The 17907-nt window shown below is 64.4% G+C and carries 17 protein-coding genes; 11 read left to right on the top strand and 6 right to left on the bottom strand.

Annotation, left to right across the window (positions count from 1 at the left end):
* The first annotated feature begins 3 nt into the window (after nucleotides 1–3).
* The 3 genes from L879_RS0106665 (at nucleotide 4) to L879_RS0106655 (ending at nucleotide 4013) form a co-directional block, all read left to right on the top strand.
* Nucleotides 4–1374, top strand: a complete 1371-nt coding sequence (locus L879_RS0106665; RefSeq protein WP_027315422.1) for a glutamine synthetase family protein — start codon at nucleotides 4–6, stop codon at nucleotides 1372–1374.
* 72 nt (nucleotides 1375–1446) lie between these two features.
* Nucleotides 1447–2838, top strand: coding sequence for an aldehyde dehydrogenase family protein (locus L879_RS0106660; RefSeq protein ID WP_027315421.1), 1392 nt, complete (start codon nucleotides 1447–1449; stop codon nucleotides 2836–2838).
* Nucleotides 2839–2849: 11 nt separating this feature from the next.
* Nucleotides 2850–4013 carry an iron-containing alcohol dehydrogenase gene (locus tag L879_RS0106655; protein ID WP_027315420.1) on the top strand — a complete coding sequence of 388 codons (1164 nt, stop codon included), beginning with the start codon at nucleotides 2850–2852 and terminating at the stop codon, nucleotides 4011–4013.
* A 79-nt stretch (nucleotides 4014–4092) separates the two neighbouring features.
* Here L879_RS0106655 and L879_RS0106650 read toward each other — a convergent pair whose 3' ends face one another.
* Nucleotides 4093–4689: an NADPH-dependent FMN reductase gene (locus L879_RS0106650; RefSeq protein ID WP_027315419.1), complete on the bottom strand. Its 597-nt coding sequence runs from the start codon at nucleotides 4687–4689 to the stop codon at nucleotides 4093–4095.
* Between the two features lie 100 nt (nucleotides 4690–4789).
* Here L879_RS0106650 and L879_RS0106645 point away from each other — a divergent pair, with 100 nt between their 5' ends.
* Nucleotides 4790–5197: a winged helix-turn-helix transcriptional regulator gene (locus tag L879_RS0106645; RefSeq protein WP_027315418.1), complete on the top strand. Its 408-nt coding sequence runs from the start codon at nucleotides 4790–4792 to the stop codon at nucleotides 5195–5197.
* Between the two features lie 6 nt (nucleotides 5198–5203).
* On the opposite strand, the gene L879_RS0106640 is transcribed toward L879_RS0106645, so the two are convergent.
* Nucleotides 5204–5863, bottom strand: a complete 660-nt coding sequence (locus L879_RS0106640) for an HAD family hydrolase (protein WP_027315417.1) — start codon at nucleotides 5861–5863, stop codon at nucleotides 5204–5206.
* A gap of 182 nt (nucleotides 5864–6045) precedes the next feature.
* Between L879_RS0106640 and L879_RS0106635 the strand changes: the two genes are divergently transcribed.
* A complete protein-coding gene (locus L879_RS0106635) occupies nucleotides 6046–6813 on the top strand; it encodes a potassium channel family protein (RefSeq protein WP_027315416.1) in 768 nt (255 codons plus the stop codon).
* 2 nt (nucleotides 6814–6815) lie between these two features.
* Here the strand turns inward: L879_RS0106635 and L879_RS0106630 are convergent, their stop codons facing one another.
* The 4 genes from L879_RS0106630 to L879_RS0106615 form a co-directional block, all read right to left on the bottom strand.
* Entirely contained in the window at nucleotides 6816–7913 is a 1098-nt protein-coding gene (locus L879_RS0106630; RefSeq protein WP_051435115.1) for an ABC transporter ATP-binding protein, read from the bottom strand.
* A 5-nt stretch (nucleotides 7914–7918) separates the two neighbouring features.
* Nucleotides 7919–10108, bottom strand: a complete 2190-nt coding sequence (locus L879_RS0106625; RefSeq protein WP_027315414.1) for an ABC transporter permease — start codon at nucleotides 10106–10108, stop codon at nucleotides 7919–7921.
* Between the two features lie 118 nt (nucleotides 10109–10226).
* Nucleotides 10227–11267, bottom strand: a complete 1041-nt coding sequence (locus tag L879_RS0106620) for an ABC transporter substrate-binding protein (RefSeq protein WP_497006549.1) — start codon at nucleotides 11265–11267, stop codon at nucleotides 10227–10229.
* Between the two features lie 134 nt (nucleotides 11268–11401).
* Nucleotides 11402–12196: an inositol monophosphatase family protein gene (locus tag L879_RS0106615; RefSeq protein WP_035458836.1), complete on the bottom strand. Its 795-nt coding sequence runs from the start codon at nucleotides 12194–12196 to the stop codon at nucleotides 11402–11404.
* Nucleotides 12197–12386: 190 nt separating this feature from the next.
* Between L879_RS0106615 and L879_RS0106610 the strand changes: the two genes are divergently transcribed.
* The 6 genes from L879_RS0106610 to L879_RS0106585 all read left to right on the top strand — a co-directional run bounded on the left by L879_RS0106610 (nucleotide 12387) and on the right by L879_RS0106585 (nucleotide 17865).
* Entirely contained in the window at nucleotides 12387–12833 is a 447-nt protein-coding gene (locus tag L879_RS0106610; RefSeq protein WP_027315411.1) for an NUDIX hydrolase, read from the top strand.
* Nucleotides 12834–12950: 117 nt separating this feature from the next.
* Complete coding sequence (locus tag L879_RS0106605) at nucleotides 12951–14123, top strand: zinc-dependent alcohol dehydrogenase (protein WP_027315410.1); 1173 nt, start codon at nucleotides 12951–12953, stop codon at nucleotides 14121–14123.
* Nucleotides 14124–14135: 12 nt separating this feature from the next.
* Nucleotides 14136–14711: a hypothetical protein gene (locus L879_RS0106600; RefSeq protein WP_027315409.1), complete on the top strand. Its 576-nt coding sequence runs from the start codon at nucleotides 14136–14138 to the stop codon at nucleotides 14709–14711.
* A gap of 9 nt (nucleotides 14712–14720) precedes the next feature.
* Nucleotides 14721–15170: a DUF488 domain-containing protein gene (locus tag L879_RS0106595; RefSeq protein ID WP_027315408.1), complete on the top strand. Its 450-nt coding sequence runs from the start codon at nucleotides 14721–14723 to the stop codon at nucleotides 15168–15170.
* A gap of 35 nt (nucleotides 15171–15205) precedes the next feature.
* On the top strand, nucleotides 15206–15748 hold the full coding sequence (locus L879_RS0106590; RefSeq protein WP_027315407.1) for an MOSC domain-containing protein: 543 nt from the start codon (nucleotides 15206–15208) through the stop codon (nucleotides 15746–15748).
* 305 nt (nucleotides 15749–16053) lie between these two features.
* On the top strand, nucleotides 16054–17865 hold the full coding sequence (locus tag L879_RS0106585; protein WP_027315406.1) for an ABC transporter ATP-binding protein: 1812 nt from the start codon (nucleotides 16054–16056) through the stop codon (nucleotides 17863–17865).
* Nucleotides 17866–17907: the final 42 nt, after the last annotated feature.

Below are 17907 nucleotides of genomic sequence, written 5' to 3'. Positions count from 1 at the left end.
AGCATGACCGCTCCCAAAATCAAGAACGCTGCCGACGCAATCGAATACGTGCGCAGCCGCGACCTGCCGTTCGTGAAGATCGGCCTCACCGATGTCGATGGCATCATGCGCGGCAAATACATGGCCCGCGACAAGTTCGAATCGGCCCTCGAAAAGGGCTTCGGCTTCTGCGACGTGGTGCTGGGCTGGGACTCCAACGATCAGCTTTATGACAACACCACGTTGACCGGCTGGCATACCGCTTATCCCGATGCCACGGCGCGGGTGATCCCGGAATCCATGCGCCTCATTCCCTTCGAGAACGACCTGCCGTTCTTCCTTGCGGAATTCGAGGGCTATGCGGAGGCGGCCTGTCCGCGCGGCGTCCTGCGCCGTGTGTTGAAGAAGGCACAGGAGATGGGCTTCGGCGTCTCGGCCGCCGCCGAGTTCGAGTTCTTCGTGTTCGAGGAAACGCCGCATTCCGTGCGCGAAAAGGGTTACAAGGACCTCAAGAACATTACGCCGGGCTTCTTCGGCTATTCGGTTCTGCGCTCCGGCGTGCACGCGGATTTCTACCACGAACTGCTCGACCTCGCGAACAAGATGGATTTCGAGATCGAGGGCCTGCACACGGAAACCGGCCCCGGCGTTCTCGAGGCCGCGATCCGCGTGGACGATGCGCTCAAGGCTGCCGACAAGGCGGTCTTGTTCAAGACCTACACCAAGATCCTCGCGCAGCGCCGTGGCTGGATGGCCACCTTCATGGCCAAGTGGTCCCGCGACTGGCCCGGTCAGTCCGGCCACCTGCACTCGTCGCTGCGCCATCTGAGCACCGGCAAGGGCGCGTTCTACGATGCCCAGGCTAAGCACAACATGTCGGACATCATGCGCTGGTATGTGGGCGGCCAGCAGCAGCTGATGCCCGAGATCCTCGCCATGGTGGCCTGCACGGTGAACAGCTATACCCGCCTCATCCCGGGCTTCTGGGCGCCCACCGATTCCGCCTGGGGCGTGGAGAACCGCACCACGGCGTTGCGCGTCATCCCGGGCTCGGAAAAATCGCAACGTGTAGAGTATCGCGTCGCCGCCGCCGACATCAACCCGTATATCGCGCTTGCCGCCGCCATCGGCTCCGGCCTTTGGGGCATCGAGAACCAGATCGATCCGGGCGAGCCGATTGAAGGCAACGCCTATGCGGTGGAGCACCCGAAGGAGCGGGCCCTGCCGCGCTCGCTTGGCGAGGCGGCGGAGCGCCTGAAGGGCTCCAAGGCGGCGCGCGAGCTGTTCGGCGATACCTTCGTGGAGCATTTCGCGGCAACCCGCGAATGGGAGGAGCGCGAGGCCCGCAAGGCCATCACCGACTGGCAGCTCGCCCGCTACTTCGAAATCATCTAAAAGACCTTTTAAGATTCAAACCAGGAGAAGACGGTGGTCCTTAACCGGCCATCGTCTTTCAAACGTAAAATCATGGCTGATACCGATATCGTCTGCATTTCCCCCATCGACGGACGCGAACTCGTCCGCCGCCCCATCATGTCCGAGGCCGCCATCGACGCCGCCGTGAAGGCCGCGCGCGAGGCGCATAAGGCGTGGCGCCACGTGCCACTCTCCGAGCGCGCCGCGAAGGTCTCGGCCTTCCTCGATGCGCTGCTCGCCATGAACCAGGAAGTAGTGCCCGAAATCGCCCAGATGATGGGCCGCCCGGTGCGCTATGGCGGCGAGTTCCGCGGCGTCGAGGAACGGGCGCGCTACATGATCTCCATCGCGGAGAAGAGCCTGCAGAACATCCCCGCCGATGACGAGAAGCCTGGCTTCCGGCGCATGATCAAGCGCGAGCCGGTGGGTCTGGTGATGGTTATCGCGCCGTGGAACTATCCGTATCTGACCGCGATCAACACCATCGTGCCCGCGCTCATGGCCGGCAACGCGGTCCTGCTGAAGCACGCCTCGCAGACGGTACTCGCGGGCGAGCGCTTCCAGATGGCGATGGACCGGGCGGGCATGCCGAAGGGCCTGTTCCAGAACATGCACCTGTCGCACGATCAGACGAGCCGGATCCTGGGTGGCGGCCTCGTCGACCACTGCAACTTCACCGGCTCCGTCGGCGGCGGCAAGGCCATCGAGCGCGCGGCGGCGGGTTCCTTCACCTCTCTCGGCCTCGAGCTCGGCGGCAAGGACCCGGCCTATGTGCGGGCGGACGCCAACATCGACCACGCCATCGAGAACCTAGTCGACGGCGCGTTCTTCAATTCGGGCCAGTGCTGCTGCGGCATCGAGCGCATCTATGTGCACGAGAAGCACTATGACCGTTTCGTGGAAGGCGCGGTCGACCTCGTGAACAAATACGTGCTCGGCAACCCGCTGGAGGAGGCGACGACCCTTGGTCCGATGGCGCACAAGCGCTTCGCCGACATCGTGCGCCAGCAGAACGCGGAAGCGGTGGCGAAGGGTGCAAAGGCGCATATCGACGCGAGGAAATTCGCGGCGGATGTGGGCAACACCGCCTATCTCGCGCCGCAGGTTCTCACGGACGTCGATCACTCCATGAGCGTCATGCGTGAGGAGAGCTTCGGCCCCACCGTGGGCATCATGAAGGTGAAGGGCGACGAAGAAGCCATTCGCCTCATGAACGACTCGCCCTATGGCCTCTCCGCGGCGATCTGGACCTCCGACGTGGATGCGGCGGAAGCCATCGGCGAGAAGCTGGAAACCGGCACTGTCTTCATGAACCGCTGCGACTATCTCGATCCCGCGCTCGCCTGGACCGGCGTGAAGGATACGGGCCGCGGCGCGAGCCTCTCGCGCCTGGCTTACGAGTCGCTCACCCGTCCGAAATCCTACCACCTCCGTCAGATCTGATCGGAAGCATCATGACCACGTCTCCACGCTCCAACTGGAACTACCCCACCGCCGTCCGCTTCGGCGCAGGCCGCATCGCGGAACTGGCGGAAGCCTGCAAGGCGGTCGGTATCTCCTCGCCGCTCATCGTCACGGACCCGTTCCTCGCCACGCAAGCCATGACGAAGGCGGCGCTCGACCAGCTCAATGCTGCGGGCCTGAAGGCCGCGCTCTTCTCCGAGATCAAGCCGAACCCGGTCGAGACCAATGTCTACAAGGGTCTCGAGGTTCTGCGCGCCGGCAAGCATGACGGCGTCGTCGCCTTCGGCGGCGGCTCGGCGCTCGATGCGGGCAAGGTCATCGCCTTCATGGCGGGCCAGACGCGCCCCATGTGGGATTTCGAGGATATCGGCGATTGGTGGACCCGCGCGGATCCCAAGGGCATCCTGCCGATCATCGCCGTGCCGACCACGGCGGGCACGGGCTCGGAAGTGGGCCGCGCCGGCGTGATCACGCAGGAAGCGACGCACACCAAGAAGGTGATTTTCCATCCGCTCATGATGCCGAAGATCGTGATCTGCGATCCGGAGCTGACGGTGGGCATGCCGCCGCACATCACGGCGGGCACGGGTCTCGATGCGCTGGCTCACTGCATCGAAGCCTATTGCGCGCCCGGCTATCACCCGATGGCCGACGGCATCGCGGTGGAAGGCATCCGCCTTGTGAAGGAATATCTGCCGCGCGCTTACAAGGACGGCAAGGACATCGAAGCCCGCGCGCAGATGATGTCCGCAGCCGCCATGGGCGCCACCGCCTTCCAGAAGGGTCTCGGCGCGATCCACGCGCTGTCGCACCCGACCGGCGCGCTCTATGACACGCATCATGGCCTCACCAATGCGGTCTTCATGCCGTATGTGCTGGTCTATAACCGCAAGGCCATCGAGGAACGGATCGTGCGGCTTGCCGCCTATATCGGCCTCGAGCCGTCGTTCCAGGCCTTCCTCGATTGGGTGCTGAAGCTGCGCAAGGATCTCGGCGTGCCGCACACGCTGGACGGCCTGAAGGTCGACAGCGCGCGTTTCGACGAGATGTCGGAGATGGCGCCCAACGATCCCACCGCCGGCGGCAATCCGGTGCCGCTCACCAAGGAGAGCGCCCGCAAGCTCTTCGAGGATGCGCTGGCCGGGCGGCTCTGAGCCAAGTTACAGCCGCTTCATGAAAAGGCACCGCTGTCGGTCGGCAGCGGTGCCTTTCCCGTCATAGGTCTTCGGTCGGTTATGCGGCGGCCTTCAGGGGGGCCTTGCGCTCGGCGCGCAACGGCTTGAGCGCCTCCGTCCAACGGAACAGCTCGTCGAGCATCGTCGCCGCCGAGGTCTTGTAGATGTCGAGCGGCTTGAGCTTGCCGTTCTCGTCCAGGTTCTGGAACACCATCGGCATGGGAACGCCTTCCGGAATCGGCATCATCTTCAGGGTGGTCACGATCTGCTTCGCCATCTGGACGGAACGCAGGCCGCCCGAGATGCCGCCATAGCTCACGAAGCCGGCGGGGGCGTAGTTCCACTCACGGGACAGGTAGTTGAGGGCGTTCACGAGGGCCGGGGGCGGCGCGTAATTGTATTCGGGCGTCACGAACACGAAAGCGTCGGCGGCCGATACGCTCTCGGCCCAGGCCTTGGTGTGAGCGTGGTGATAGCTCTGTTTCATCGGGTGCTCAGGCTCGTCGAAGACCGGCAGGTTGAACGCGGCCAGGTCGACCAGAACCGGCTCGAACTTGCCGTGCTCGGCCGCAAACTCGCTGAACCATTGCGCGATGCCGGGGCCGACCCGGCCGGGACGGGTGCTGCCGATGATGATGTGGAGCTTGGGCTTCATGGGATCTCCAGGTTGCTTTAGGGACGAGAACGATTAAGTTCTCTTTTGTTACCGAGGCTCATTAAGTAACTTTCAGAGCGCGGCGCAAGGAGGCACTTTCATGTCACCCGGTCACATTCATGTGCCCACCGATTGCCGGACCGTGACGGAAATCCTGTCCCGGGTCGGCGACAAATGGAGCGTCCAGGTCGTGGTCCAGCTCGGCAGCGGACCTAAGAGATTCAATGAGTTGCGCCGGATCGTGAGCGGAATTTCGCAGCGCATGCTGACCCTGACCTTGCGGGGGCTGGAGCGAGACGGGCTCGTCACGCGCACCGTTTATCCGACCATTCCGCCGCGGGTGGAGTACCAACTCACAGGGCTGGGTTGCTCCCTGCTCAAGACTGTGCGGGCTCTAGGCGCCTGGGCCATCGAGAACCGGGACGAGATTCTGGCCGCCCGGCGGCGTTTCGATGCGGCGGAGGATGAGGGCCGAGCCCCGGAGCGGAAGCGTCAGGACGCCGCGTGAGTCGTGTCAGGCGGCGATCCTGCGTTCCAGAAGCTGCCAGAGGGCCCGGTCGTGAAAGGTTTCGATCACGTCGTCGGCCCCGACGGCCCGCATATCCTCGGCGCTGAGGCCCGTCAGGACGCCGAAGGAGTAAAGCCCCGCCCCCTTGGCCGCCCTCATGCCGGAAGGCGAATCCTCGAAGGCGATGGCCTCGTCCGCGGCGATGCCGAGACGTTCCAGGGCCGTGAGATAGGGCAGGGGATCGGGCTTGCCGCGTGCCACCTGATCGATGGTGATCTTGATCGCGAATCGGTCGGTGATGCCCAGGACATCCAGGATATGGGTGGCGTTCAGAAGCGGGGCATTGGTGACGAGGGCGATCCGGATGCCGCGCGCATCGGCCCAGTCCAGCAGGTCGAGAAGCCCGTCGAGAGGTTTCAGGGCCTGCGCCAGACGCCGGAAGGCGGCCTCCTTGCGGTCGGCATAGGCCTCGTGCTCCTCGACGGGCAGATGGGGCAGGAGCGCCGCGAAGATCGCCTCGTTGGTGTGGCCGATGATCGAGCTGCGATAGAGTTCCTCGTCGATGACGATGCCCTCGGGCGCCAGGATCTCGGCAAACGCCTCCAGGTGCACGGGGTCGCTGTGCACGAGGGTGCCGTCCATGTCGAAGATCAGGGCTTTCAGCATCGAACAATCTCTTGAAGATATCGGGAAGCGTTCGGAGAACGGGGATAACTCCCTTTCGGCCTGAATGCACCCCGTTGGAATTGCAGCTCTGCTCTATAGATATTCATGGAAGAGATAAACCGCCTCCGAGCCACTTCCGCCATGGTTCCTGCCTGCTGCCAGCCCGGTTCGGAGACATGACGATGCGGCTGAAGACTTATCTCAGGCGTCTTTACGAGGGCGACAGTCCTCAGGCTCACCGGTTTCGCTACGGGCTGCTCGTTTTCGACATCGCGACCATCCTGTTCATCGTCGCCACGTCGTTCTTGCCGCGCTCTCCGGCCTTCGAGTGGATGGACGTCGCCATCGGCGTGATCGTTCTGGCCGATTTCACGGCCCGCCTCGTCATCAGCCGGACCCCCGTGAAGGATCTGGCGCATCCGATGACACTGGCGGATGCTGCGGCGATCGTGTCGTTCCTCGCGCCCGCCGTGGGCGAGCATTTCGGGTTCCTGCGCATCCTGCGCACGGTCCGGCTCTTGCGGACCTATCAGCTGCTGGCCCGGCTGCGCGCCGATTTTCCGTTCTTCCGGCGTTACGAAGACCTAGTCATCGCAGCCGTGAACCTGGGCGTCTTCATCTTCATCATGACGGGCTTCGTCTACGAGACGCAGCATCGGACCAACGCTGAAATCAGAAACTATATCGACGCGCTCTACTTCACCATCGCAGCGCTCACCACGACGGGCTTCGGCGACATTACCTTAAGGGGAACGCTGGGACATCTTCTGTCCGTCATCATCATGATCTTCGGCGTGACGCTTTTCCTGCGCCTCGTGCAGGTCCTGCTCAGGCCCGAAAAGGTGCGCTATCCCTGTCCGGTCTGCGGACTTCAGCGGCACGACAGGGACGCGGTTCATTGCAAGGCCTGTGGGACGATCCTCAAGATCCCCGATGAGGGAGACGTGTAACCTCACGCCTCCGGAATGACGGCCACGCCGCGCTGGGACGCGAAGGAGATCGACACCGGCGTGCCCGGCGCGATGGGCTCCTTGCGCCCGTACTGAACCACGAAGAGATTTCCGATGGGGCTCTCCACCTCGTATTCCACCTGCGCCCCGAGATAGGAGGCCTTGCGCACCGTCCCGGCGAGTGTGCCGGCCGCCTCGTCGAGCAGGATGGCATCGGGCCGCACGGCCAGCTTCACGGCGCCTGAGCCTGCGTCCCTGTGCGGAAGATCGAGGCTGAGGGGGCCGACCTGAACCCGGGCCATGGCTCCGCTTACGCTTGCGATATCGCCGGCGATGATGTTGGCGTCGCCGATGAAGTCCGCGACGAACAGGCTCGCAGGCTCCTCGTAGAGTTCCCGCGGCGTTCCGGTCTGGGCGATGCGCGCGTTCGACATGACGATGATGCGGTCGGAGACGGCGAGCGCCTCCTCCTGGTCATGCGTCACATAGGCGACGGTGAGGTTGAGACTCTGCTGCAGCTCGCGGATATCCTCGCGCACGCGCCTGCGCAGCTTGGCGTCGAGGTTCGAGAGCGGCTCGTCGAAAAGCAGGACCTGCGGCTCCAGCACGAGGGCGCGCGCCACGGCCACACGCTGCTGCTGTCCGCCCGAGAGCTCGGACGGGGCACGCTTTTCAAGTCCCTTGAGGCCGATGAGCGAGAGCTTCTCCATCGCCATCTCGTAGGCGTCCTTCTTCGGAACGCCCTGCACGATGGGGCCGTAAGCCACGTTCTCCAGCACCGACATGTGCGGAAAGAGGGCGTAGGACTGGAACACCATGCTCACGTCGCGGTCGGCGGCGGAGAGGTTCGTCACGTCGCGCCCGCCGATCAGGATCTGCCCTTCGCTCGCCATTTCGAGGCCCGCAATCATGCGCAGCGTCGTGGTCTTGCCGCAGCCGGACGGGCCGAGCAGCGTAACGAGCTGGCCCGGCTCGATGGTGAAGGAGACGCTGTCCACGGCGGTGACGTTGCCATAGCGCTTCGTCACGTTCCGGAACTCGACGGAAGCCGCCTGCTTCTTGGAGAGGTGGGAGCGGGACAGGGAGTGGATGGAAGACATCTTGTTCATGGAACCGCCTGCACGGCAACGGGGGAGGGGGCGGCGCTTGCGCTGCGGCGCCCGAGGCGACGCTCGCCGACGGCCAGCTGGATCGCGACGATGGCGAGCAGCATGACGACGATGAGCACGGTGGAATAGGCGATGGCGAGGCCGAACTCACCTGCCTCGACGCGGCCGACGATATAGGTCGTGGCCATGTTGTACTCGGCGGTGACGAGGAAGATCACGGCGCTCACGGCGGTCATGGCGCGCACGAAGGAATAGACCAGCGAGGCGACGATAGCCGGCCGCAGGAGCGGCAGCACCACGCGGCGCATGGTGGTCGACGAGCCTGCGCCGAGGGTCAGAGAGGCTTCGTCGAGGCTCTTGTCGATCTGGCTCAGCGTCGCGATGCCGGAGCGCACGCCCACCGGCATGTTGCGGAACACGAAGCACATGACCAGGACGAAGCCCGTGCCGGTGATCTCGATCGGGGGAACGTTGAAGGCGAGGATGTAGGACACGCCCACCACGGTGCCGGGGATCGCGAAGCTCAAGAGCGTGCCGAACTCGAAGGCACGCTGGCCGGAGAATCGCTGGCGGGTGAGCAGATAGGCCGTGAGCAGGCCGATCGCCGCCGTGAGCGGCGCCGCCACCGCCGCCACCTTCACCGTTGCGAAGAACGAGTTCCAGGCAGAGCCGGAGAAATAGAGGCCCCAATCCGCGCGTTCGACTCGGAACGCTGTGAGGAAGTGTTCGAGGGTCGGCGTGTAGTCGCGGCCCATGGAGCGCACGAAGGCGCCCACGACGATGATGACGTACACGACGAGGGTGAAGATCGCCCACGGGACGGCGGTGAGATAGGAAGCGAGCGCCACGCGCCGCGGCAGCGGCAGCGGAATGCCCGCATCGCCCTTGCCGGTCACCGTGGTGTAGACCTTCTTGCCGAGCCAGGCATGCTGCAGCCAGAAGGCGCCGAGCGTGAAGGCGAGCAGGATGATGGACAAGACCGCGGCGCGGCCCTGGTCCTGCTGCGCGCCCACCACCGCGAAGAAGATCTTGGTGGAGAGCACCTCGTAATTGCCTCCGAGAACGAGCGGGTTGCCGAAATCGGCGAGGCTTTCCACGAAGCCGAGAAGGAAGGCGTTGGCGAGGCCGGGGCGCATCAGCGGCAGCGTCACGGTCCAGAAAGTCGTCCAGCTCTTGGCCCGCAGGGTCTGCGACGCCTCCTCGAGGGTCGGGCTGATGCCCTGTACCACGCCGATCAGGACGAGGAAGGCGATGGGCGTGAAGGCCAGGAGCTGCGCGATGAACACGCCGGGGAGCCCGTAGATCCAGCGCGAGCGGGGCACGCCGAACCAATCCCACAGCACGGCGGAGAGCGCGCCGGAACGGCCGAAGAGCAAGATGAGCGCGAGGCCGATCACGAAAGGCGGCGTGATGATCGGCAGAACGCTCATCAGGCGCAGGATCTTCTTGTAGCGGAACCCGGTGCGGGTTGCGATGAGCGCGAAAGCCAGGCCCAGGGCCGTGGTGCCGACGCCGACCAGAAGGCCGAGAAACAGCGTGTTCCAGGCCACGCCGCAGCGCAGGTCGCTCGTCAGGCAGTCGAGGCCCCAGATCGACTTGTCGAGGAACTTCGTGATGAACTCGGTCGGGGCGAAATGGCCGCTATTGTCGGCGAAGGCGCTCGCCAGGATCGTCGTGACCGGGAAGAAGACGAAGACGATGATGAGCGCGATGACGACGCCGATGGATGAGGTGACGAAGGCATCGCCGCGGCACCAGCCGCGCGCCGCGAGGCCATGGCAGAGAAGGATGAGAAGGGCGGTCGACGTCAGCGCGGCGCCGTAACCCATTCCGGACTGACGGGGGCCCGGCTCGCCGAAGAGGCTCTTGAGGATGTCGAGCGTCCAGCCGTTGAGACCGACGGAGAAGCCCTGGAGCACGACGAGCGCGAGACCTAAGAGGCCCGATGCGATGAGCCAGGTGCCGTTGCGCTGCATGTCGGGCCGGACGACCGGCAGGAGCGCCATGCCGAGCGGGAGGAGGAGCGGCAGAAGCCACCAGGCTCTGTGAACGCCGTGAGCGAGAGCCGAGCCGCTGACGAAGTAATCGGCAAGAGTGGGAACGGCAGAGCGGTCGAACCCGTACCAGGGCAGGAGGGCAAAGCCGACCCATCCCAGAACGATCCAGCCAAGGGTTGCCCGTGACATCGTGATGTTCCAGCCTCACGGCCGATGCGTGGATCGGCCGGCAACGCAATCGGATAATGACGAGCCTTCGGCGAAGCGGACATCGCTTCGCCGAAGGCGGATAGGCTTGTTTCGGGGCCTATTTCGGCAGGTTCTTCACCTCGTTGTCCCACTTGGACAGGAGGCGCTTGCGCTCTTCCGAGGAACCGTATTTCGCAAAGTCGAAGTTGATCAGCTTGACGTCGCTGAGCTTGGGCGCCTGCGGCGGGACCGGCGTGTTCTTGTTCGACGGCACCTGATAGGACTTGGCGGCCGCTCCGAGCTTCTGCGCGTCGGGCGTCAGGGCCCAGTCGTAGAACTTCTTGGCATTGTCCAGGTTCTTGGCGCCCTTGATGATCGACATGGAGCCGATCTCGTAGCCCGTGCCCTCGCAGGGAGCGACTACCTTCACGGGCGCCTTGTCCACCACCATCGTCACGACATCGTGCATGAAGGCGATGCCGACCGTGGTCTCGCCCAGCGCCGTCGCCTTCGCGGGAGCCGCGCCCGACTTGGTGTACTGGTTCACGTTCTTGTGCAGGGCCTTGAGGTACTCGAAGCCTTTGTCCTCGCCCATGATCTGGATGATGGTGGCCAGAAGCGTATAGGCCGTGCCGGAAGAGTTCGGATCCGCGACCTGCACTTCGTCCTTCAACTCGGGCTTGAGCAGATCCGCCCAGCACTTCAGGTCACCGGTCTTTTTCGATTGCGCGAGGTCGGTGTTGTAGCCGAAGCCGAGCGCGCCGGAATAGATGCCGACGGTACGCTGCTTGGACTGCTCCCACTGACGCACGGCCCAATCCTGCAGCTCGCTCATCTTCGGCGACTTGTACGCCTCGGTGAGGCCTTCCTCGGCCGCCTGCATGTGGGGATCGCCCGTGCCGCCCCACCAGATGTCGGCTCGCGGATTGGCCGCCTCGGCCTTCACTTGCGCGTAGATCTCACCGGAGCTCTTGCGGGTCATGGAAACCTTGATGCCCGTTTCGCGCTCGAACGCGGTCGTCATGGCGCGGCACCATTCTTCCTGCACGGCGCAATACATGACGAGCTCGCCCTGGGCCTGGGCTGCTCCGGCGGACATGAAGGACATGGCCGTCATGGCGCCTGCCAGCATGGATGCCGCAGCAAAGGACTTCTTCAAAGACATTCTTTCCTCCCGTAATGTTATGTTTGTCTTTGTTTTTGGTTGGCCGGCTAAGCTCCCCTCATTGTGGCGGCGGGTCAAGAGCCTTGCCACCTCTTCACGGTTGAATCTTTAGAATAAGATCTTATCCCTCAGGGCTCCTTCGCGATCCCGGTCGCGTCCATGAGCGTTCCGGCGAGTTCCGGCGTGCAGGCGAGAACGGGGTTGCCCTTGCGCAGGCCGTCCTTGGCCAGGAAATCGTTGGTCCAGCCGCCGGCTTCCTCGATGATCAGCAGGCCCGCGAGGACATCCCAGGAATTGATGTGGAGCTCGCAATAGCCGTCGATGCGTCCGTCGGCGACATAGGCCAGGCCCAGGGTGCCGGAGCCCGCGCGGCGGACATTGGCGCCGCCCTTCTTCAGGTTTTCGACCACGGCAATGTAAGGCTCGGTCGGCAGGCGCGACGACCAGCCGGCCTCGACGGTGGCCTGGCGCATGTCGGCCAGGCCGCTCACCCGGATCGGATCGCCGTTGAGATGGGCCCCGCGACCGCGCTGGGCGCTGTAGAGTTCGTCCTGCATGACGTTGTAGACCGCGCCGATTTCCGTGCGGCCGTCGCGCACGAAGGCGATGGAGATGGCGAAATGCGGAATGCCGCGGGCGAAATTCGCCGTGCCGTCGATGGGATCGACCACCCACACATCCCTTCCGAAAGAACCGCCGCCTTCCTCGCCGAAGAAGGAATCGTCCGGAAACAGCGCGCCCAGGCGGGTCCGGATCAGTTCCTCCACTTCCGCATCGGTCGCCGTCAGGAAGTCCTGCGGGCCCTTGAAGTCCGGCCTTTGCGAGCGCGGCCGTTCCAGGAAGCGCTTGCGCGCCAATACGCCTGCCTCGCGCGCAATTGCGCAGGCTGCGGCAAATCTCAGGTCCAGATCGTTGGCTGACATGCGGGGTAAGGCCTTTCGGATCAAAAAGAGGGGAGCGTTGTTATGATGCGGTCACGAAGCTTTGAGAGGATGGAGAATCGTATGAGATCGACGGTTGACGATGTCCTCATTTCTTTCAAACGGGTACTTTATTAGCCGGCTCAAATCGCCTACGTTACAAGCTAACTGACAGGAATCCTATTCTCGCCGAATGCCCCAGAATCCGAAAGAAGAATTAAGCCAGGTCGCAGCTTTGCCCTTCCGCATCAACGAGGGAAGGATCGAGGTGCTTCTCGTCACGTCGCGTGAAACCAAGCGCTGGCTGATTCCCAAGGGCTGGCCCATGAAGGGAAAGAAGCCGCACAAGGCGGCCGCGCAGGAGGCCGAAGAGGAGGCCGGCGTGAAGGGCGAAATCGGCAACACGCCTTTGGGCCATTACGACTACTGGAAGCGCCGGGCCGCGCATTTCGACCTGTGCCGCGTCAAGGTCTATCCGCTCGAAGTCTCCAAGCAGCTCAAGTCCTGGCGCGAGAAGGGCCAGCGCAAGGCGCAGTGGTTCGAGGTCGAGGAGGCGGCGCATCAGGTGCTGGAGCCGGCACTCGCCGAGCTCATCCGCTCCTTGCCCGCACATGTCCAGCCCGCGGCTCCCGCGGAGTGACGGGCAGTTTTAGGAGTGCCTGAGGGAACGCAAAGCCCCTCAAGAAGTCTTCCCCTCTGACGAAAGCGACCGGGCGGCACCTGCGCGGCGGTTATCCGACATGGGAGGAAGATGGCGATGAAGGCGCTTGTTTGGCACGGCACCACCGACATCCGTTGCGATTCGGTCCCCGATCCCGGGATCGAGCACCCGCGCGATGCGATCATCAAGGTGACGAGCTGTGCCATCTGCGGCTCGGACCTTCACCTTTACGACCACTTCATGCCCGGCATGAAATCCGGCGACATCATGGGGCACGAGACCATGGGCGAGGTCGTCGAGGTCGGGGCCGAGGCCAAAGGCACGCTCAAGGTCGGCGACCGGGTGGTGATCCCCTTCACCATCATCTGCGGCCAGTGCGACCAGTGCAGGCGCGGCAACTTCTCGGTCTGCGAGCGGACGAACCGCAACGGCGAGATGGCGGCCAAGGCCTTCGGCCACAGCACGGCGGGCCTGTTCGGTTACACGCATCTGACGGGCGGCTATGCGGGCGGGCAGGCGGAGTACCTGCGCGTGCCTTTCGCCGACGCCACGCATATCAAGGTTCCAGACGGGATTCCCGATGAGAAGCTGCTCTTTCTCAGCGATATCTTTCCCACGGGATGGCAGGCGGCGGTGCAGTGCGACATCGAGCCCACGGACACGGTGGCGATCTGGGGTGCGGGGCCCGTCGGCCAGATGGCGATCCGCAGCGCTATCCTTCTCGGCGCCAGGCAGGTGGTCGCCATCGACCGCATTCCCGAACGCCTCGCCATGGCGAAGGCCGGAGGCGCGATCACGATCAACTTCGACGAGGAGAGCGTCGTCGAACGCTTGAACGAACTCACCGGCGGCAAGGGACCCGAGAAGTGCATCGATGCGGTCGGCATGGAGGCTCACGCCGCAGGCACCGTCGACGCGATGTATGACCGGGTCAAACAGGCCACGATGATGGAGACGGACCGTCCGCATGTGCTGCGCGAGATGGCCTATGTCTGCCGCCCTGCCGGAACGCTTTCGGTCCCCGGCGTCTATGGCGGCCTTCTCGACAAGATTCCGTTCGGTGCGATCATGAACAAGGGGCTGACGATCCGCACGGGTCAGACACACGTGAACCGTTGGACCGACGATCTCCTGCGCCGCATCGAGGAGGGACAGATCGACCCGTCCTTCGTGATCACGCACACGGTGGGCCTCGAGCAGGGGCCTGAGATGTACAAGATCTTCCGCGACAAGCAGGACGGCTGCATCAAGGTCGTCCTCAAACCCTGACAGGTGTCCATCATGCGTTATGAAACCGAAAGAACGCGCCGCCGCGGCCACGCCGACACGGCCACCGATACGCTGGCCCGCGGCCTCGGGCTGTTCTCCATCGCCCTCGGCATCGCCGAGGTGGCGGCGCCTCGCGCGTTGGCGCGGGCGCTCGGCATGAGAGGCCAGGAGGGCTTGATCGCAGGCTACGGTCTGCGCGAGATCGCAACCGGCATCGGCATCCTGGCCTCGAAGGATCCGACGCCGTGGATCTGGGGCCGCGTAGCGGGCGACGGGCTCGATCTTGCCACGCTGGCCACCGCACTCGAAGGCAGGAACCCGAAGAAGAGCAATATCGGCATCGCCATGGCGGCGGTGGCAGGCGTGACGGCGCTCGATGTCTATTGCGCACAGACGCTCAGCCGCGAGAGCCCCCGGCCTTTGCCGCCCATGCAGGACTATTCGGGCCGCACCGGCTTTCCGCGCGGCGTGGAGCGCTCGCGCGGGGCGGCGAGCGATTTCGAGGCGCCGAGGGACTTTCGCACGCCCGAGGCCATGCGGCCCTATACGCAGCCCGAACGGCCTCGACATCCGCAGCCATCCATGTAACCTCATGGCATGACAAAGCCGCGGGTTTTCACCATCGGATACGAGGGAGCGGACGTGGACTGTTTCCTCGCTACCTTGAAGGATGCAGGCGTCGAGACGCTGGCCGACGTGCGCGCGGTGGCGCTTTCCCGCAAGCGCGGTTTCTCGAAATCCGCCTTACGCGATGCGCTGTCCGATCAGGGCATCGGCTACAGGCATTTCATCGCGCTCGGCACGCCGAAGGAGGGCCGCCAGGCGGCGCGCGCCGGAGACGGCGAGCTGATGCGTCGGATCTATTGCGACGAGGTTCTGACGTCCGAGCCCGCTCAAGAAGCCCTTCGCGAATTGGAGACCCTGGCGGCGACCCAGCCCATCTGCCTTCTGTGCTTCGAACGCGACCCCGCCACCTGCCATCGCCGCGTGCTGGCGCAGCGGCTCGCCGAGAAGGGCTTCGAGACGGTGGATCTCACGGTCCTCTGAAGCTAGGGGAAGAAGGGCGCAGAGGGGCGGGTATCATGAATGCAATCGTTACGGCCGTGAGCAGCAACCCCAGGCACGGCTTCAGCAAGCGCAACCAGATTTTCATTCGCCTGCTGGCCGGCCTTGGCGTCGAAGGCGACGCGCATGCGGGCGAAACGGTCAAGCATCGCTCGCGGGTGGCCAAGGACCCGAACCAGCCGAATCTCCGGCAGGTTCATCTCATGCATGCGGAGCTTTTCGACGAGCTCGAAACCCGGGGCTTCGTCGTGACGGCCGGTGACATGGGGGAGAACATCACGACGCGCGGCATCGACCTTCTGAGCCTGCCGGCGGGAACGCGCCTGCTGCTCGGCGAGAGCGCTGTCGTCGAGGTTACCGGCTTGCGTAATCCCTGTGTCCAGATCGACCGTTTCCAGAAGGGGCTCATGAAGGCGGTGCTGGCGAAGGACGGGCAAGGCAAGCTCATCCGCAAGTCCGGCATCATGGGCATCGTGCTTCAAGGCGGCGATGTCCGGGCCGGAGACACGATCCGCATCGAGCTTCCGCCAGGACCGCATCGGCCGCTGGAGGTCGTGTAGGTCCCTGGTGGCAGGGCGAAACAAAACGGCGGTTGCCAAGTTGAACGAACTGCATTAACTTGCGCCTAGGTTTAATTTCAAGAGAGGGAGGACTGCATGGCTTTTGTGTGCTTGCTGAACGTTCCTCCCATGTCCAAGCCGACACCCTAGGCTGGACAGGGCAGGGCTCCGAGGCCCGGCAAACCTTATCAATCTTTCCAAATTTCTGATCATCGAGCGACGTCGGGCATCATAAGCCGCCGTTCCGCTGTCGCTCCTCCAAACTTCCGGGAGAGGCGCGCTCCGAGCGCCGCCTGTTCGCTTTCATGAACCAGCAAACGAAAAGCGGGGACGCCACCCGCGACGTCTTGAGATTCACGTTCCGCCACTGGCGCGCCGAGCCGCGCTACGTGGCGTTGATTGTCGTCGCCATGATGACGTCGACGCTCGCCGACGTCTTCATGCCCGTCTTCGCGGGCAGGCTCGTCGATGCCATTGCCGTGGGCGGATCCGATCGTGAGGGCGCGCTCCACGCGGCGCTCATGGCCTTCGCTTTCATGACCGGTCTCGGCCTGCTCATGATCGTCATGCGGCATCTCGCGTTCTACGGCATCGTGGAGCTGACGCTGCGCGTCATGAGCCGCGTGGCGCAGGATGCGTTCGCACGCGTGCAGCGTTTCTCGACCGACTGGCACGCGAATTCCTTCGCGGGCTCCACCGTGCGCAAGATCACGCGCGGCATGTGGGCGCTCGACCTGATGAACGACACGCTTCTGCTGGCGCTGCTGCCGTCGGTCACGGTCCTGGCCGGTTCGATGATCGTGCTCGGCCTGCGCTGGCCGGTGATGGGACTCGTCATCGGCATGAGCTCTCTCGCCTTCATCGTCATGACGGCCCTTCTCGCCATGCGCTACGTTGCGCCCGCGGCACGGCTCGCCAATGCCTGGGACACGCGCGTCGGCGGAACGTTGGCGGACGCTTTGAGCTGCAACGCGGTGGTGAAGGCTTTCGGCGCGGAAGCGCGGGAGGATTCCCGTCTCGTCTGGGTGCTGAACAAATGGCATAAGCGGACGAGCCGTCTCTGGCAGCGCGGCACCAACAGCGGCTCGATGCAGTTCATCGCGCTGCTTTTCATCCGCGCCGCCATCATCGGCACGGCGATCTGGCTCTGGTGGGAAGACCGCGCGACGCCCGGCGACATCGCCTATGTGCTCACGACCTATTTCGTGATCCATGGCTACCTGCGCGACATCGGCATGCACATCAACAACCTGCGCCGATCCGTGAACGATATGGAGGAACTCGTCGAGATCCATCGACAGCCTGTCGGCGTGGCGGACCGGCCCGGTGCGAGACCGATCCATATCGGGCGCGGGGAGGTCGCGTTCGACCGCGTCACGTTCCACTATGCCGGGCACGGTACGCCGCTCTACCGCGATCTCTCGCTGACGGTGCGCGCGGGCGAGCGCGTAGGTCTCGTGGGACCTTCGGGATCGGGCAAGACGACCCTCGTCAAGCTCATCCAGCGCCTCTACGACGTGACGGGCGGCGAGATCCGCATCGACGGCCAGGATATCGCCGGAGCGCAGCAGGCGTCGTTGCGTTCGCAGATCGCCATCGTGCAGCAGGAGCCCATCCTGTTCCATCGCACGCTCGCCGAGAACATCGCCTATGGACGGCCGGGCTCGGGCATGGCGGAGATCGAGCGCGCGGCGCGGCTCGCCAATGCGCACGACTTCATCATGAGCCTGCCGAAGGGCTATTCCACGCTCGTGGGCGAGCGTGGCGTGAAGCTCTCCGGCGGCGAGCGCCAGCGCGTGGCCATCGCCCGCGCCTTCCTGGCCGATGCTCCCATCCTGATCCTGGACGAGGCGACCTCCGCCCTCGACTCGGAATCGGAGGTGCTGATCCAGCAGGCGATGGAGCGGCTCATGGTGGGGCGCACCTCCATCGTGATCGCGCATCGCCTTTCGACGGTGCGCGCGCTCGACCGCATCCTCGTGTTCGAGAAGGGGCGGATCGTGGAGGAGGGGGATCACGACAGCCTCTACCGCCGGGGCGGGCTCTACCGGCGTCTGTGCGACCATCAGGGGCTGGAATTCACGAAGGCCCATCGGACCGGCATGGCTGCGGAATAGGCCGTCTGGACAAGGGAGCGGGGGCCTCATAAGGAAAACGGC

Origin of the sequence: Microvirga flocculans ATCC BAA-817, assembly GCF_000518665.1 — a bacterium.
Taxonomy (GTDB): domain Bacteria; phylum Pseudomonadota; class Alphaproteobacteria; order Rhizobiales; family Beijerinckiaceae; genus Microvirga; species Microvirga flocculans.
This window is presented reverse-complemented; position numbering and strand designations above follow the sequence as displayed.

Coding starts and splice junctions, on each gene's coding strand:
- L879_RS0106665 (WP_027315422.1), top strand. CDS start 4: ATGACCGCTCCCAAAATCAAGAACGCTGCCGACGCAATCGAATACGTG.
- L879_RS0106660 (WP_027315421.1), top strand. CDS start 1,447: ATGGCTGATACCGATATCGTCTGCATTTCCCCCATCGACGGACGCGAA.
- L879_RS0106655 (WP_027315420.1), top strand. CDS start 2,850: ATGACCACGTCTCCACGCTCCAACTGGAACTACCCCACCGCCGTCCGC.
- L879_RS0106650 (WP_027315419.1), bottom strand. CDS start 4,689: ATGAAGCCCAAGCTCCACATCATCATCGGCAGCACCCGTCCCGGCCGG.
- L879_RS0106645 (WP_027315418.1), top strand. CDS start 4,790: ATGTCACCCGGTCACATTCATGTGCCCACCGATTGCCGGACCGTGACG.
- L879_RS0106640 (WP_027315417.1), bottom strand. CDS start 5,863: ATGCTGAAAGCCCTGATCTTCGACATGGACGGCACCCTCGTGCACAGC.
- L879_RS0106635 (WP_027315416.1), top strand. CDS start 6,046: ATGCGGCTGAAGACTTATCTCAGGCGTCTTTACGAGGGCGACAGTCCT.
- L879_RS0106630 (WP_051435115.1), bottom strand. CDS start 7,913: ATGTCTTCCATCCACTCCCTGTCCCGCTCCCACCTCTCCAAGAAGCAG.
- L879_RS0106625 (WP_027315414.1), bottom strand. CDS start 10,108: ATGTCACGGGCAACCCTTGGCTGGATCGTTCTGGGATGGGTCGGCTTT.
- L879_RS0106615 (WP_035458836.1), bottom strand. CDS start 12,196: ATGTCAGCCAACGATCTGGACCTGAGATTTGCCGCAGCCTGCGCAATT.
- L879_RS0106610 (WP_027315411.1), top strand. CDS start 12,387: ATGCCCCAGAATCCGAAAGAAGAATTAAGCCAGGTCGCAGCTTTGCCC.
- L879_RS0106605 (WP_027315410.1), top strand. CDS start 12,951: ATGAAGGCGCTTGTTTGGCACGGCACCACCGACATCCGTTGCGATTCG.
- L879_RS0106600 (WP_027315409.1), top strand. CDS start 14,136: ATGCGTTATGAAACCGAAAGAACGCGCCGCCGCGGCCACGCCGACACG.
- L879_RS0106595 (WP_027315408.1), top strand. CDS start 14,721: ATGACAAAGCCGCGGGTTTTCACCATCGGATACGAGGGAGCGGACGTG.
- L879_RS0106590 (WP_027315407.1), top strand. CDS start 15,206: ATGAATGCAATCGTTACGGCCGTGAGCAGCAACCCCAGGCACGGCTTC.
- L879_RS0106585 (WP_027315406.1), top strand. CDS start 16,054: ATGAACCAGCAAACGAAAAGCGGGGACGCCACCCGCGACGTCTTGAGA.